Origin of the sequence: Pelomonas baiyunensis (assembly GCF_043555935.1) — a bacterium.
In the GTDB taxonomy this organism is placed as follows: domain Bacteria; phylum Pseudomonadota; class Gammaproteobacteria; order Burkholderiales; family Burkholderiaceae_C; genus Pelomonas; species Pelomonas baiyunensis.
The window spans coordinates 575,851-589,828 of the sequence record NZ_JBIGIB010000002.1 but is presented as its reverse complement, the minus strand read 5'-3'; the positions used below and the strand labels follow the sequence as shown (position 1 = coordinate 589,828).

18 protein-coding genes are annotated in these 13,978 nt (G+C 64.7%); 9 read left to right on the top strand and 9 right to left on the bottom strand.

The window, feature by feature from the left end:
• Positions 1-69 precede the first annotated feature (69 nt).
• Positions 70-2,451: a heavy metal translocating P-type ATPase gene (locus ACG01O_RS09080; protein ID WP_394383694.1), complete on the bottom strand. Its 2,382-nt coding sequence runs from the start codon at positions 2,449-2,451 to the stop codon at positions 70-72.
• A gap of 76 nt (positions 2,452-2,527) precedes the next feature.
• Here ACG01O_RS09080 and cadR point away from each other — a divergent pair, with 76 nt between their 5' ends.
• A complete protein-coding gene (cadR, locus tag ACG01O_RS09075; RefSeq protein ID WP_394383692.1) occupies positions 2,528-2,983 on the top strand; it encodes a Cd(II)/Pb(II)-responsive transcriptional regulator in 456 nt (151 codons plus the stop codon).
• Between the two features lie 39 nt (positions 2,984-3,022).
• On the opposite strand, the gene ACG01O_RS09070 is transcribed toward cadR, so the two are convergent.
• The 7 genes from ACG01O_RS09070 to ACG01O_RS09040 all read right to left on the bottom strand — a co-directional run bounded on the left by ACG01O_RS09070 (position 3,023) and on the right by ACG01O_RS09040 (position 7,892).
• Entirely contained in the window at positions 3,023-5,485 is a 2,463-nt protein-coding gene (locus ACG01O_RS09070) for a copper-transporting P-type ATPase (protein WP_394383690.1), read from the bottom strand.
• Between the two features lie 88 nt (positions 5,486-5,573).
• Positions 5,574-5,876 carry a hypothetical protein gene (locus ACG01O_RS09065; RefSeq protein WP_394383689.1) on the bottom strand — a complete coding sequence of 101 codons (303 nt, stop codon included), beginning with the start codon at positions 5,874-5,876 and terminating at the stop codon, positions 5,574-5,576.
• 1 nt (position 5,877) lies between these two features.
• A complete protein-coding gene (locus tag ACG01O_RS09060; protein ID WP_394383687.1) occupies positions 5,878-6,129 on the bottom strand; it encodes a DUF2933 domain-containing protein in 252 nt (83 codons plus the stop codon).
• Positions 6,130-6,148: 19 nt separating this feature from the next.
• A complete protein-coding gene (locus ACG01O_RS09055) occupies positions 6,149-6,814 on the bottom strand; it encodes a methyltransferase family protein (RefSeq protein WP_151124989.1) in 666 nt (221 codons plus the stop codon).
• Positions 6,795-7,034 (bottom strand): DUF2933 domain-containing protein, encoded by a 240-nt coding sequence (locus tag ACG01O_RS09050; RefSeq protein WP_394383685.1) that lies wholly within the window; start codon positions 7,032-7,034, stop codon positions 6,795-6,797. The genes ACG01O_RS09055 and ACG01O_RS09050 overlap by 20 nt, the downstream gene beginning before the upstream one ends.
• 15 nt (positions 7,035-7,049) lie before the next feature.
• Positions 7,050-7,553, bottom strand: a complete 504-nt coding sequence (locus tag ACG01O_RS09045; RefSeq protein ID WP_151124963.1) for a hypothetical protein — start codon at positions 7,551-7,553, stop codon at positions 7,050-7,052.
• Positions 7,554-7,613: 60 nt separating this feature from the next.
• On the bottom strand, positions 7,614-7,892 hold the full coding sequence (locus ACG01O_RS09040) for a heavy-metal-associated domain-containing protein (RefSeq protein ID WP_151124964.1): 279 nt from the start codon (positions 7,890-7,892) through the stop codon (positions 7,614-7,616).
• A gap of 180 nt (positions 7,893-8,072) precedes the next feature.
• Between ACG01O_RS09040 and cueR the strand changes: the two genes are divergently transcribed.
• Complete coding sequence (cueR, locus tag ACG01O_RS09035) at positions 8,073-8,528, top strand: Cu(I)-responsive transcriptional regulator (RefSeq protein WP_151124990.1); 456 nt, start codon at positions 8,073-8,075, stop codon at positions 8,526-8,528.
• A gap of 65 nt (positions 8,529-8,593) precedes the next feature.
• Here cueR and ACG01O_RS09030 read toward each other — a convergent pair whose 3' ends face one another.
• On the bottom strand, positions 8,594-8,854 hold the full coding sequence (locus ACG01O_RS09030; RefSeq protein ID WP_231067674.1) for a hypothetical protein: 261 nt from the start codon (positions 8,852-8,854) through the stop codon (positions 8,594-8,596).
• A 234-nt stretch (positions 8,855-9,088) separates the two neighbouring features.
• Here ACG01O_RS09030 and ACG01O_RS09025 point away from each other — a divergent pair, with 234 nt between their 5' ends.
• The 7 genes from ACG01O_RS09025 (at position 9,089) to ACG01O_RS08995 (ending at position 13,975) form a co-directional block, all read left to right on the top strand.
• Complete coding sequence (locus ACG01O_RS09025) at positions 9,089-9,427, top strand: hypothetical protein (protein WP_151124966.1); 339 nt, start codon at positions 9,089-9,091, stop codon at positions 9,425-9,427.
• The gene (locus ACG01O_RS09020; RefSeq protein ID WP_394383682.1) at positions 9,424-10,824 is read left to right on the top strand and encodes a TolC family protein; all 1,401 of its coding nucleotides are present in this window, start codon (positions 9,424-9,426) and stop codon (positions 10,822-10,824) included. Before ACG01O_RS09025 ends, ACG01O_RS09020 begins: the two co-directional genes overlap by 4 nt.
• 14 nt (positions 10,825-10,838) lie before the next feature.
• Positions 10,839-12,206 (top strand): multicopper oxidase family protein, encoded by a 1,368-nt coding sequence (locus ACG01O_RS09015; protein ID WP_151124968.1) that lies wholly within the window; start codon positions 10,839-10,841, stop codon positions 12,204-12,206.
• 14 nt (positions 12,207-12,220) lie between these two features.
• The gene (locus ACG01O_RS09010) at positions 12,221-12,718 is read left to right on the top strand and encodes a cupredoxin domain-containing protein (protein ID WP_151124969.1); all 498 of its coding nucleotides are present in this window, start codon (positions 12,221-12,223) and stop codon (positions 12,716-12,718) included.
• A complete protein-coding gene (locus ACG01O_RS09005) occupies positions 12,715-13,173 on the top strand; it encodes a DUF411 domain-containing protein (protein WP_151124970.1) in 459 nt (152 codons plus the stop codon). Before ACG01O_RS09010 ends, ACG01O_RS09005 begins: the two co-directional genes overlap by 4 nt.
• 12 nt (positions 13,174-13,185) lie before the next feature.
• Positions 13,186-13,521, top strand: a complete 336-nt coding sequence (locus tag ACG01O_RS09000) for a copper-binding protein (RefSeq protein ID WP_394383680.1) — start codon at positions 13,186-13,188, stop codon at positions 13,519-13,521.
• A 70-nt stretch (positions 13,522-13,591) separates the two neighbouring features.
• The gene (locus ACG01O_RS08995) at positions 13,592-13,975 is read left to right on the top strand and encodes a hypothetical protein (RefSeq protein ID WP_394383678.1); all 384 of its coding nucleotides are present in this window, start codon (positions 13,592-13,594) and stop codon (positions 13,973-13,975) included.
• Positions 13,976-13,978 lie beyond the last annotated feature (3 nt).

The window sequence follows — 13,978 nt, the reverse complement described above, 5'->3', positions numbered from 1 at the left end:
GCGTCACCAGCATCCGGAACGGCTACGCGCGGATGCTGCGGCTAGCGGCCGAAGCCCGAAGTACGCCACTCAGGTCCGCTTGACGCCTTTGAGCAGGCGCATGCCGTTGAAGACCACCAGCAGGCTGGCACCCATGTCGGCGAACACTGCCATCCACATGGTGGCGCTGCCGACCAGCGCGAGCAGCAGGAACACCAGCTTGATGCCCAGTGCCAAAGTGATGTTCTGCCAGAGCACCGCGTAGGTCCTTCCGGACAGCAGGATGGTCTCGGGCACCTTGCGCAGGTCGTCGTTCATGATGAGCACATCGGCCGCCTCCATGGCGATGTCGGTGCCGGCACCGCCCATCCCGAAGCCCAGCGCTGCCGCGCTCAGGGCGGGCCCGTCGTTGATGCCATCGCCGACCATGGCGACCGGGCCGTGGGCAGCCAGGTCATGGATGGCCGCCAGCTTGTCGTGCGGCAGCAGATTGGCCCGCACCTGCGTGATGCCGACCTGCTGGGCAATCGTTGCGGCAGTTGCCGCGTTGTCCCCCGTGAGCATCACGGCCTGGATGCCAAGGGCCGACAACTCGGCGATGGCCTGACGGCTGGTCTCCTTGACGGTGTCGGCGACCGCAAAGTACGCCAGCACGCCTTGGTCGTTGGCCAGCACCGTGCAGGTCCGCCCCAGCGCCTCATGCGTGTGCATCAGGGCCTCCAGCCCTGCCGAACACTGGCCCCGCTCTTCCATCCAGCGGTGGTTGCCGAGCACGTACGCGTGCCCGTCGAGGTGTCCGTGAACGCCACGACCCAGTTCCGCGCCGAAGCCGTCCACGTTCAATTCGGCGCCTTCGAGACCGCTGGAAATCGCCATCGACACGGGATGGTCGGAACGCCTTGCTAGGCTGCGAGCAATGCGCAGCACCTGCGCCTCGGGCAGAGCCTTGGTCAGAACCTCGTGGGCCACAAGCCTCGGTTTGCCTTCGGTGAGCGTGCCGGTCTTGTCGAGCGCCACCGTCTTGAGCTTTCGGGCCTCCTCCAGGTAGACACCGCCCTTGATAAGGATGCCCCGGCGTGCCGCAACCGCCAGGCCGCTCACCACGGTGACCGGCGTGGAAATGACCAGTGCGCAGGGGCAGGCAATCACCAGCAGCACCAGCGCCTTGTAGACCGCCGTCAACCAGGGCCAGCCCAGCAGCAGTGGCGAGCCCACGGCCACGAGCAGCGCGGCAACGAACACGGCGGGCGTGTATACGGCTGCAAAGCGGTCGACGAAACGCTGCGTCGGCGCGCGCTTGCCCTGCGCTTCCTCGACGGCCTGGATGATGCGTGCGAGCACCGTGTCCGAGGCAGGTTTGGTCACCTCGAACTCGAGCGACCCGTTCTGGTTGATGGTGCCGGCGTACACCTCGTCGCCGATGGCCTTGTCGACCGGGATGCTCTCGCCGGTGACCGGCGACTGGTCGACGGCGCCCTTGCCGGCTGTAACGCGCCCGTCCAGCGCAAAGCGCTCCCCGGGCTTCACCCGGGCGATGGCACCGACAGGCACCCCCTTGGCCTCGATGGCGGACCAGGACCCATCTGCCTGGCGCACCTCGGCTTGAGCAGGCGACAAGGTCAGCAGCCCCGCGATGGCATTGCGGGCTCGTTCGGCGGCACGGGCCTCGATAAGCTCCGCCAGCGAGTACAGCACCATCACCATCGCGGCTTCCGGCCATTGGCCGATGGCGGCCGCCCCCACCACCGCCACGCTCATCAGCGCATTGATGTTGAGCTGGCCACGCAGCAGCGCACTGACTCCCTTGCGGAACACCGACAGGCCGGACAGGCCGATGGCAAGGGCCGCAACGGCCAGGCCGACGCCCTTCCAGACCAGGGTGTCGGGCGCGACGAAATGCACCAGCTCGGCACCGATGGCCACCACCAGCGCGACGACGAGCTGGACAAGTTCCTTGCGCTGGGCCTGGGCGGTCGCCTCGTTCGACGGCGGAGCCGACACGGATTCTGCTTGGAAGCCGGCCCCTCGGATGGCGTCCGTCACCGCGCTCCAGACATCAGCCGGCGCGTCCACCGCCAGCGTGCGCCCCGGCAGGTCGAAGGCCAGACGCCGTATCTGGGGAAACTGCTCCAGCGCACGGCGTATCTGCCCTTCCTCGACGGGGCAGTCCATGGCGGGAATACGCAGCAGCAGGCCCGTGGCGTCGGCGGCAGAGACCCGCGCCGGTTGAACTTCGGCCGAACAAGCGCCCGCCGCACAGCAGTCCGAAGAATCCGGAGGTTGAAGCTGGACGTGAGCCTGGCCACTGGCAGAACCGTGCGGGTGCAAGTGCGAGTGCTGGGCTACCGTCGCGGTGTGGTCGCAGCAGCCGGTACCGCACGCCGAGGGCGCCTCCTGCACAGGGTCGGGCGAGTGGCGTGACGGCACAAGGGCGATAGTCGGCAGCGATTTTTGAGTGGTGCTTTCAGGCATGATGGGATTTGAATCCCTGTAGCCACTACAGAGTCAAGACCCCTACACTGCCGCCGCACGCGCCTGGGAGCACCTCATGAAAATCGGCGAACTGTCGGCGGCCTCGGCCACCGCTATCGAGACCATCCGCTACTACGAGCGCGAGGGCCTGCTGCCCAGTCCTGCGCGCACCCAGGGCAACTTCCGCATTTACGAAACGCCGCACCTGGAACGCCTGCAGTTCATCCGGTACTGCCGAAGCCTGGACATGTCGCTCGATGAAGTACGGGCGCTGTTGAAGTTCAAGGACGCTCCGGCAGAGAGCTGCGGCGATGTCAACGACCTGCTGGACGAGCACATCGGACACGTTTCGCGGCGCATCCGCGAGCTGCGAACGCTGGAACGGCAGTTGAAGGAGCTGCGCCAGCGCTGCTGCGAAGCTCGTACCGCGCAGGAGTGCGGCATCCTGTCCGAGCTGACCCAGGCGTCCAAGGACGTGGTGTCTGCCGAGGGGCGAACCTCGAACCACCTGCGTTCGGTGCACACGGTGTGAACAACCCAGGCAGGCGGGAACATCCAACCCCGCTCGAGGCTATTCCACGTTCGCAGTACGAAGGCGAAGCGCGTTCGCGATGACGCTCACCGACGACAGCGCCATCGCCGCCGCAGCAACTACCGGCGAGAGCAACAGCCCGAAAAACGGGTAGAGCACGCCCGCCGCAAGCGGAATGCCCGCCACGTTGTAGGCGAAGCTCAGGACCAGGTTCTGCCGGATGTTCCTCATGGTGGCCTGGGACAAGGTCCTGGCGCGCACGATGCCCATCAGGTCACCCTTGAGCAGCGTGATGCCGGCGCTTTCCATCGCCACATCGGTTCCGGTGCCCATCGCGACCCCGACCGTGGCCTGGGCCAAAGCCGGAGCATCGTTGACGCCGTCACCTGCCATCGCCACCACCCGGCCTTCGCCCTGCAGGCGCTTGACCACGGCTGCCTTGTCCTCGGGGAAGACTTCCGCCACCACCTCGTCGATACCCAGTTCGCGGCCCACAGCCTCGGCCGTCGTCTTGCCGTCGCCCGTCAGCATGACCACCCGCACGCCAGCGGTCTGGAGGGCCTTCAGCGCCTGCGGTGTCGTGGCCTTGATAGGGTCGGCAATCGCGACAAAACCGGCCAGCTGGCCTCCGATGCCTACGAAGATGACCGTGGCAGCCTTCTGCCGTTGCGCTTCGGCTGCTGCGGCAAGGCGGCTTGAGTCGATGGCGTGTTCGGCCAGGAACTTCGCGCTGCCAGACACAACGACCTTTGCATCGACGGTCCCGATGACGCCCTTGCCCACCGGCGAGTCGAAGTCGGTGACCGGCAACAGCGTCAGCTTGCGTTCCTGCGCGTCCATCACGATGGCCATCGCCAAGGGATGCTCGCTGGCCCGTTCGACGCTCGCCAGCCTCTGCAGCACGTCATCGGCGCCGAAGCCAGCCGCTGCTTCGATGTGAACGACCTTCGGGCGTCCCTCAGTGAGCGTTCCCGTCTTGTCGACCACCAGCGTGTCGACCTTCTCCATCTTTTCCAGTGCCTCGGCATCACGAATGAGCACGCCGTGCTGCGCGCCCTTGCCCACGCCGACCATGATGGACATCGGCGTCGCCAGCCCCAGCGCACAGGGGCAGGCAATGATGAGCACGGCCACTGCGGTGATAAGCGCATAGCTGAACGCCGGCGAGGGCCCCCAGACCAGCCAGACTGCGAAGGTCAGCGCGGCCACCAGCATGACCACGGGCACGAACCAGCCCGCCACCTGGTCGGCCATGCGCTGGATGGGCGCACGGCTGCGCTGGGCAGCAGCGACCATGTGCACGATTTGGGACAGCAGCGTGTCGGCGCCGACCTTCTCGGCGCGCATCACGAAGCCACCGGTCTGGTTCAACGTCCCGGCCGTGACCTTGGACCCTACGGCCTTGGCCACCGGTATCGGCTCCCCCGTCACCATCGACTCGTCGACGTTGCCCTTGCCCTCAGTGAGTTCGCCGTCGACCGGGACCTTTTCACCAGGGCGCACACGCAACAGGTGGCCAACCTGGATGGCATCGACTTGCACCGTCTCGTCGCTGCCGTCGGCGTTGACCTTCACCGCGGTCTTGGGGGCCAGGCCGAGCAGCGCCTTGATGGCGCCGGACGTCTTCTCGCGCGCTCGCAGTTCGAGCACCTGCCCGAGAAGCACCAACACGGTGATGACGGCCGCGGCCTCGAAGTAGATGAGCACCGCGCCGTCCGCCAGGCGCAACTCGGCGGGGAACAGCGTGGGCATCAACGTCCCGACGATGCTGTACAGCCATGCGGCGCCGGTGCCCAGGGCGATGAGCGTGAACATGTTGAGGTTGCGGTTCTTCACCGACGCGACCGCGCGCACGAAGAACGGCCACCCCGCCCATAGCACGACGGGCGTCCCCAGCACGAGTTGCACCCAGTTCGAAGCCTGCTGCGCGATGAACTGGTGGACATTGAAGAAGTGACCTCCCATCTCGAGCGCGAAGACCGGCACCGTGAGCGCAGTGCCAATCCAGAAGCGCTTCGTCATGTCGCGCAACTCGGGGCTTTCGCCCTGTTCGGCCGTGGCCAGCACCGGCTCCAGGGCCATGCCGCAGAGGGGGCAGTTTCCGGGGCCCATCTGGCGCACCTGCGGGTGCATCGGGCAGGTGTATTCGACCTGGCTCAGGTCGCCCTGAAGTGCCGGCAAGGTGGCGGCCGAGTGGTGGTGCTCATGCCCGACGTGGTCGTGACCTGCGGGATGGTGCGCGTGGTCGCAGTGCGAACCCTTCATCACCGTGCCATCGGGCATCACATGTGTTCCGGGCTCCGCGTTGTGATGGGTGACGTCGTCCTGCGCATGCGCGTTACCTGCGTTACCCGCGTTACCTGCGTGACCACCATCGCCAACATGGGTCTGGTGGTCATGGCTCGCCACCGGTCCGTGACCGTCGGCCAAAGGCTGCTCCGCGGCGGGGTGGACGTGTTCATGCCCAGCATGGGCGCGATGTTCTGTGTTCGATGACCGCATGGCGTACTCCTGTTCTTGTTCGCAGTTTCAACCTTGCCCGAATGGGAAGGTCAAGCGGATTTCTGTCGACGGCACTCGAAACCCGACTTCACGGCTGAACAGCGATGGCTGCGGCAGCAATCCAGACGACGAGCCCAACGAGGCAGGCCCAACACAGCCAAAACAGCGTCCGCTCCCACCACAAGGGTGGGCCGTCCCGGCGCTCCAATCGGTATTTCAGGCTCATGCCGAGTCCGTGGACGACCACGCCGACGACGAGCAGCGGCAGCGCGTAGTTGCGCAGCCAGTCGGGCAGCACCAGGGCCAGCCCAGCACCCAGCACGATGGCCCCCAGGCCGGAGGCCAGTTCGGCCGCCTTCAAGGCGCCCGTTGGGCGACTGCCCCCGGTCACGTCACTCCCGCTTGTCGGGCTTGGCGTCGCTCTGGCTCTGGTCGCCATGGCCTCCATGTCCGCCGTGCCCACCGTGGTGGTGTCCGAACAGATGCATCAGCGGACACGCCAGGAGGAACAAGAATGGAATCGCCTGGGTGAAGTGCGTCAGGTGCTCCGTCAGGAGGTAGTAGATGCCGACCGCTCCAGCAATGAGCATGAAGATGCCCATCGGTGAACGCCAGCGGGAAGGAGGGGTAGGGTTCTGGTTCATGGTGCGGTCCGAGCTGCTTTCAATGACTGTTGACCGGTCGGTCGGAGTTCCAACCCGACAGCTTGGGGATGAAGCGCGGGGTCTGGGACGCGTAGTCGCGCCAAGCCTGGCCGAAGGCCTTCTCGGAGTCACGCTCCTCCGCAATCGCCAGGCGCACGTACATCACCACGAGCACCGGGAACATTGCGAGCGTCAGCAAGGTCGGCCACTGCAGCAGGAACCCGAACATGATGGCCACGAAGCCGATGTATTGGGGATGTCGAACCCGGCGATACGGGCCAGCTTTGGCCAGCTGATGCCGCCGCTGAGCGTGGTACAGCACATGCCAGGCGTTTGACAGCAAGGTAAACCCGGCAAAGAGGAAGACAAAGCTCAGGATGTGCAGAACGCCGAAGTGCGGGTCACCTTGTCGGCCGGTCAGGACCCACCACAGGTGGCCGGCGTCGTGCCCGTAGATGTTCACGCCCGGGAACTTGGTACCCAGCCATCCCGACAGCAGGTAGATGGTCAGCGGGAATCCGTACATCTCGGCGAACAGGGCAACCACGAAGGCGCTGTACGCGCCAAAGCTGCGCCAGTCCCGCAGGTTCGTCGGCTTGAAGAAGCTGTATGCGAACCCGACGAAGACGACGGAATTGACGAGAACCATGCCCCAAAGGCCGTAGTCATTGCCGACGTTGGTCATCATCCGTACTCCTTGGTTGCCCGTGCTGGTGACCATGGCCGTGGTGCATGAAGACATGCATCAACGGACAGGCCAGCAAGAGCAGGTAGGGCAGAGCACCCAACAAGTGGGCGGTGTGCTCCTTGACCAGAAAGAAGCCGCCGACCGCAAGGGCTACCAGCAGCGTCAGTCCAGCAGGTGGGCGCCAGAAAGGCGGCACGTCGTGATGGTCGTGGTCCATGGCAGCCCCTGGGTGTCACTTCGCAGGCGCGGAGCGAGTTGCCTCGCGGTCCATCATCATCTGCATCATCATTTCCATCATGTCCATGCGCTGAGACATCATGTCGTGGTGACCCTGCATGCCCTCCATGCCGCCTTTGGCGCCCATGCCACCCATCCCCATCGAGGACTTGCCGCCCTTCATCTGCCCCATCATGTCCATGCCGTCCTTCATGGCCTTCATGTGGTCGGCCATCAGGGCCTGGCGCTCTTCCGGGGTCTTGGCCGCCATCATCTTGTCGTGCATCTCCTGCATCGACTTCATCATGGTGTCCATCTGCGCAGGCGACGGGGTGCTGGCTGCGGTAGCCGGCCTCTGTGCCGCCTTTGCTGCGGGCTTCGCTGGTGCCTTGACAGAGGCGGCAGGTGCCGAAGCGCCTGCGGGATGATGTGCCGCATGGTCCTTGTCAGACGGGGCGGCCTGGGCGAACGCACCGGCGGCAAACGTGGCGGCGGTAGCGAGAACGAGAATCGAACGCATGGTTATCTCCTGAAGATGTGACACGGTTGGCAGCTTTTGCCGGGCTTCAATTGACCGGCATCAAGCGCTGCACCGAGCAGCGCCGGTAACGCAGCAGCAACCACCGGTGCGCTGCGCTGCGGGACGCCCAACGGTCGGCTTGACGGCGATGGGCTCGTAGCCGGCGCCTTGGATGGCCTGCTTGAGCAGGTCGTCTGCTGCGTTGGACGACTCGATGCGCACGATGTGTTCGGCAAGGTCTACTTCGACCGTCGCGCCGCTATCGACTGCCAGGACTGCCTTCGTGATGGCGCTGACGCAGTGACCGCAGGTCATGTCGTTGACTTGGTAAGTGAACATCACAAGCTCCTTCGCTGTTGGTGAGGTCACTTTGAACCTTCCCTCTACAGGAAGGTCAAGCGAGGCGCGGCCCCCGTTTGACCTCCGTCATCTCATTGCCAGAACGGCTTGACCCTCCCGCAGGGGGAAGGTTTAGACTGACCGAGATGTCGGCTCAAGGACTCAAGGAACTTGTTGATGATGAACATCGGTCAGGCGGCGACTGCATCTGGCGTGTCTGCCAAGATGATTCGCAACTACGAAGAGGTGGGACTGCTGCCTGCGGCCCAGCGGACCGACTCTGGGTATCGCCAGTACGGTGCTGCCGATGTGGAGACGCTTCGCTTCATCCGGCACGCCCGTGACCTGGGCTTCTCACTGCAGACAGTGGGACAACTCGTGGGTCTTTGGCATGACCGAGGGCGGCCCAGCCGCGAGGTCAAGGCGCTGGCCCTACAACACATTCAGGAACTGGACAAGAAGGCCAAGGAACTTCTGGCCATGAAAGCAGCTCTCGAACATCTGGTGCATGGCTGCAAGGGTGATGACCGACCTGAGTGCCCCATCATCGACTCGCTCGCGTCCGAGATGTCTTGTGGAGACGGCCACGCCCACCACTCGGACCTTGTGCAGGTGGCGAGCAAACATGGGAACTGACGCGTGAAAGCTAAACTTCGGCCCTATTTGACATATTGACTTGACCAACATCTGCTAGGCTTCTGTCAGTGAGACTTTTTCGCATCTTCGTTCTGCTGCTTGTTTGCGTGCTGCTCCCCTTCCGGGGTGCGGTGGCCGCGACCATGCTTTGTGCAGAACCGGGACAGACGAATGAAGTCGCGGCCGAAGTCGGCCACGCGCACCATGGCATGCACGGCGACGACGTTGACGACCACGCAGACCAAAGGCACGCAGACAAGGGCGTAACCACTGTCGACGATGGAGCCAAGAGTGACAGCTGCCACATCTGTGCCAGCGGCTGTCACGCAGCAGCGATGGTGATGGAGCTGCCGTCCGCCCCGGATGCCATGCCCGTGGCTTCCGTCGTGTTTCCCGCTCTCAATGCGCCTGCGCCCGACTTCCAGTCGGAAGGTCAGGACCGCCCTCCCAGAGCCATCTGACCCCGCCAAGCCTGCCTTAGCAGGCTGACAGGGACTCGCGCGTCCAGCGTGCGAGGCATTTCCGAGTGTTCCGCTCGGTCCGTCAGATGTGTTCAATCCATGCAGAAATCCACCTTGTTGTGGGTCGCAGGTATCAGTGCCTGTGTCCCGATGCTGGCCATTGCCCAGCCCGCTGAGCCGACCAAACCCGCCGCTCAGCTCAAATACACCTCAGCCTTCGCGGACTACAAGCCGTTCAAGGACCTCGAACCAGGCGACTGGCGAGCCTTGAACCATGCTGTCGGCGCGGCGGCTGCCAAGCAGGGCGTTCAACCCAGCCAGGCCAGCCAAGCCGCCCCCGCGGCCGCCCCTCCGGCCACGCCGAATGCCGCCATGCCCGCGCATGACATGAAGTCCATGCCGGGGATGGGCCATCCGATGCAGGGAGGCAAGCCATGATTCGGCTGACTGCTGTTGCAATGGCAGGCCTTGTGCTGACGGGCTGCGCTTCTTTCTCGCAGGACGGCGGGTTCGACTCCGTCGACAAGCTCACTAAGGACCGCATCGGCCAGTCGCCGTCCTATCAGCGGTCTGCTGACCAGGCTGATTCGGCTGCAACGCGCGTCGCGGAACTGCTCAAGCAGCCACTGACCGCAGATGCTGCCGTTGAGGTCGCGCTCCTGAACAACAAGGAGCTGCAGGCCAGCTACGCCGATTTGGGCATCGCCGAGGCCGACCTGGTTCGCGCTGGACGCTTGGCCAACCCCTCTTTCACCTTCGGGCGGCTGAGTGGCAACGGCGTGGTCGAAATCGACCGTGCCGTCGTCTTCAACGTCCTGGGGCTGTTGACCATGCCGCTGGCCAAGCAGGTCGAGCAGCGTCGGTTCGAACAGGCTCAGCTGCAAGCGGCCTACGAGTCCGTCGGTGCGGCAGCCGAGGCGCGCAAGGCGTTCTTCGAAGCCGTGGCGGCCCAGCAGCTGGTCGGCTACTACGCCCAGGTCAAGGCAGCCGCCGATGCCTCCAACGACCTCGCCAAGCGCATGGTCCTGGCGGGCAACTTCAGCAAGCTGGCGCAGATGCGTGAGCAGTCCTTCTACTCGGACGCCGTCACCAACCTGGCCAAGGCGCGGCACCAGGCCGTCGCGGCGCGCGAGGCGCTGGTGCGGGCGCTCGGCCTCTCCGGCGAGCAGCTCGACGTGAAGCTGCCGGACCGCTTGCCCGACCTGCCTGCGGCGCCCGCGGAGCCGAAGGATGCCGAGCAGACCGCCATGGACAAGCGGCTGGACGTGCTGATGGCCAAACGCTCGACCGAGGCGACTGCCAAGTCACTCGGGCTAAGCAAGGCCACCCGCTTCGTGAACGTCTTGCATATGGGCTACCAGAACAAGAGCGCCACGGGCGAGGCACTCAGTCAAGGCTACGAAATCGAACTGGAGCTGCCCATTTTCGATTTCGGTTCTGCGCGTGTGGCTCGTGCGGAAGCGACCTATATGCAGTCCATGAACCGGACTGCAGCCGTAGCCATCAAGGCCCGCTCCGAAGTGCGCGAGTCGTACTCGGCCTACCGGACGTCCTATGACGTGGCGAAGCACTTCCGGGACGAGGTGGTGCCGCTGCGCAAGCGCATCTCCGAGGAGAACCTGCTTCGCTACAACGGGATGCTGGCCAGCGTGTTTGACCTGTTGTCCGACTCCAAGGACCAGGTGACCGGCGTCGTCGGGGCCGTCGAGGCACTGCGCGACTACTGGTTGGCTGAGACCAACCTGCAAACCGCGGTCACGGGGCGCTCGCCAAGCGGTGGTAGCGGCGTCGGCGCCGCCAAGGCGACCGAATCGAGCCAATCTGGCGGCCACTGAGAAGGACAACAAGCATGAGCAACCGTAGAACCTTTTTCAAAGCCGCTGGCGCATCCCTCCTCGGTGCAGCGGCCGTCAGCAAAGCCGGCGCAGCGCTGCTGCCCGAGGCCGTCATCCAGGCCTCAGCTGCCACCCTGCCGCCCCCCGCTCCCCCCGATGGCCGCCCTTTTCAGCCCATCGTGACCCTCAACGGCTGGTCTCTGCCGTGGCGCATGAAGAATGGCGTCAAGGAGTTCCACCTTGTCGCCGAGCCGGTGGTTCGCGAAATCGCGCCCGGCATGAAGGCCAATCTCTGGGGCTACAACGGCTCCAGCCCCGGCCCGACCATCGAGGCCGTCGAGGGTGACCGCATTCGCATCTTCGTCACCAACAAGCTGCCGGAGGTCACCTCGGTGCACTGGCACGGCATCCTGTTGCCCTCAGGCATGGACGGTGTGACGGGCCTGACGCAGCCGCCCATCCAGGTCGGCAAGACCTTCATGTACGAGTTCGTGCTGCAGCGTTCGGGCACCTTCATGTACCACCCGCACGCCGACGAGATGACGCAGATGGCGATGGGGATGATGGGTCTCTTCATCGTCCACCCGAAGGACCAGAAGCAGTTCAAGGTCGACCGCGACTACGGCTTCATCCTGAACGCCTATGACATCGAGCCTGGTAGCGCGACGCCCAAGGTCAACACCATGCTCGACTTCAACCTGTGGACCTGGAACAGCAGGGCCTTCCCGGGCATCGACCCCTTCGTCGCGCGCACGGGCGACAAGGTCCGCATCCGGGTCGGTAACCTGACGATGACCAACCACCCCATCCACATGCACGGGCCTCACTTCGAGGTGACGGGTACCGATGGCGGCTGGGTGCAGAAGTCGGCGCGCTGGCCCGAGGTCACGACCGACATCGCCGTGGGCCAGATGCGGGCCATCGAATTCGATGCCATCGCCGGCGACTGGGCCATCCATTGCCACAAGTCCCACCACACCATGAACGCGATGGGCCACGCCGTGCCCACGATGATTGGTGTGGACCACCGGGACGTCGCCAAGAAGATTTCGAGCCTGGTGCCCGACTACATGGTGATGGGCGAGCGTGGCATGCACGACATGGCCGAGATGGAGATGCCCATCCCCGACAACACGCTGCCAATGATGACCGGCACCGGGCCCTTCGGCCCCGTCGGCATGGGTGGCATGTTCAGCGTCGTGAAGGTCCGCGACAACCTCGCCCCTGGCGACTACAAGGACCCGGGCTGGTATCAGCACCCGGCCGGCACCGTCGCATCCGAATACACCGCCGACGTCTCCGAGGCACCCCGAGCGACAGCACCCGTCGCCGATGCCAACACTCTGCAAGTTCGCAAACCCAACGGCCACACCGGCCACTGAGAGAAAGAATTCCCATGAAGAAGCTGCACATCGTCACCATCGCCGCCCTGGCTGCCCTGAACTCTGCGGGCGCCTACGCCCATGGCGACGAAAGTCACCCGATGAAGGCGCATGTCTTCGACGCATCCAAGGTTGAAGAGCGCGCGTTCGGCCGCGAAGGCGACCCGAAGAAAGTGACCCGAACCATCAAGGTCGACATGAGTGACACGATGCGTTTCACACCTGACCTGGTCACCATCAAGCGGGGCGAAACCGTGAAATTCATCGCCACCAATAATGGGGCGGTGATGCACGAGATGGTCCTGGGCACCGTCGAGGAGCTGAAGGAACACGCTGAGATGATGCGCAAGTTCCCGAACATGGAACACGCCGACGCGAACATGGCGCACGTCAAGCCCGGCGCGAAGGGCGACATCGTCTGGCAGTTCACCAAGGCCGGCGAGTACCAGTTCGCCTGTCTGATGCCCGCCCACTTCGAAGCCGGCATGGTCGGCAAGGTCGTCGTCAAGTGAACCGGCGCCGTCTCATCTCTCTGGCCTGGGGTGCGACGGCGCTCGCCTCGCTCCCGGCCATTGCGGCGACCTCGCTGCCTCAAGTCGAGGTCTTCAAGAACCCGTCTTGCGGCTGCTGCGGCGCCTGGGCCGACCATCTGAAGGCTGCTGGGTTCCCAGTCAAGTTGACGTTGGTCGAAGACACCGGCGCTGTTCGGCAGCGACTCGGGATGCCTGAGAGGTTCGGCAGCTGCCACACGGCGACAGTTGGAAGCTATACCTTGGAAGGTCATGTGCCGGCCGACGAGGTCAAGCGCCTGCTGGCCTTGAAACCCAAGGCCGTCGGCTTGGCCGTACCCAGCATGCCGCCAGGCTCACCCGGCATGGAAATGGGCGCCCGCAAGGACCCCTACAACGTCTTTCTCATCGACAAGAGCGGACACGAGACCGTGTTCGCCGCCTACCCCAAAGCTTGAAGGAATCTATCCATGAAACTCATTCACATCACCGCAGCCGTCCTGTTCGCTCTGGCGACCACTGCCCACGCCCAGTCGACTGCGGACCACTCCGCCCATCATCCGGAGGGTGCAGCCGCAGTCGCACCGGCGAGCGACGGTGAAGTCCGCAAGGTGGACAAGGAGCAGGGCAAGGTCACGCTCAAGCACGGCCCCATCGCCAACCTCGACATGCCCGGCATGACGATGCTCTTCAAGGTCGCGAACCCGAAGCTGCTCGAAAGCATCAAATCGGGGGACAAGGTCAAGTTCGCTGCCGAGAACCTCAACGGCGCACTGACCGTGACCGCCATCGAAGTGGCGAAGTAAGCCGAAGCCGGGCGGGACTTGTCTTAGGTCAAGGCCTGCCTGCCTCAGCCCCTCTAAGCTGTCGCCATCTATGCTCAGCCTGCGTCTCCACCGCCTGACCACCGCGTTCTTCGTGGTGTTGTCGCTGCTGTTCTCGCAGCTGGCGTTGGCGAGCTACGTCTGCCCGCAGGAAGTGGGGGCCGCAGCGATGGCTGCCATGGTGCAGGCGGGCCAGCCATGCGAGGGCATGGACACGCAGCAGCCGGCGCTTTGCCACGAGCACTCGGCCAATCCCGCCAAGACTTTCGAGGCGGTCAAGTTGCCGGCCGTCGTCCTGGTGGCGGTCATCCAGGTGCTTGAGTTGCCGTTCGTACTGGACGCTTTGGAGGCGCACGCCGTGCCTGCCACCGCGTCGTCCGAGGTGCATCCGCCCCCGGACCCTCTGTTCCTCACCACGCTCCGATTCCGAGTCTGAGCC